The 953-nt window shown below is 58.7% G+C and carries 1 pseudogene; it reads right to left on the bottom strand.

Going from position 1 to position 953, the window contains the following annotated elements:
- A pseudogene (locus tag QMG56_RS23240) lies at nt 1-888 on the bottom strand (IS3 family transposase); the annotation flags it as partial.
- Between the last annotated feature and the right edge of the window lie 65 nt (nt 889-953).

Here is a 953-nt window from a genome sequence, read left to right as displayed (position 1 = left end):
GCTTTTTCTGATAGTCGTAAGAACAATATTGGCTGCCACGATCCGAATGAAAAAAGCAGCCTTCCGGAGGCTGGCGCAGGCGCACCGCCATATCCAGCGCTCTGATCGCCAAGTCCTTCTTCATTCTGTCACTGACTGCCCAGCCCACGACGCGACGGCTATGCAGGTCGAGAATGACGGCAAGGTAGAGCCAGCCCTCCGACGTCCAGATATAAGTAATGTCGCCCGCCCATTTCCGATTGGGAGCATCGGCGGCAAAATCACCGTCCAACCAGTTTGCCGCGACACCCAAGCGATGGTGACTGTCCGTCGTAACCTTGTGCTTGCGCGTGCGGACTGGCTTGATCCCGTTGATCTTCATCAGGCGCCCGACCCGGCGCTCGCCAACGGCGAGGCCGACCTCCTTGAGTTCCATTGTCATCCTCGGACGACCATAGCTGCCAAGGCTGAGGCGATACTGTTCCCGGATATGTGCCAGCACTTTCATATCCGTGCGCGCACGTTGGCTGATCGGTCGCGAGCGCCAGGATCGATAGCCGCGCTCACTGACAAGCATGACACGGCAGAGCAGTTCGACGGGCCACCGGTGCCGCCAGCTATGCACAAAAGCGAACTTCACGGCCTTTGGCTCGCGAAGAACTGCGTGGCCTTTTTTAGTACTTCCCTCTCCTCCCGCAGCACACGGTTCTCAAGGCGAAGGCGTTCATTCTCACGTGCCAGATCTGCCTGCGGCGCTGAAACCAGATCACTGGGCCGATACTGCGACACCCACTTGCCCAGCGTCGACTTCCCTATCCCCAAATCCGATGCGACCCGGTCGCGAGGCAATCCGCTGGTCAGCGCAATCCGCACCGCCTCCTGCTTGAACTCTTCTGTATGCTTGATCATCTCGTCGGTCTCCTGTTGCGAGCTCTAATCGCTCAGGTGACCGGCGCAAATCCGTTACAAGTCCA

Source organism: Sphingobium sp. BS19 (genome assembly GCF_027925545.1).
In the GTDB taxonomy this organism is placed as follows: Bacteria; Pseudomonadota; Alphaproteobacteria; order Sphingomonadales; family Sphingomonadaceae; genus Sphingobium.
Note: the sequence above shows the minus strand (reverse complement) of the source record. Positions and strands in the feature narration are given on the sequence as shown.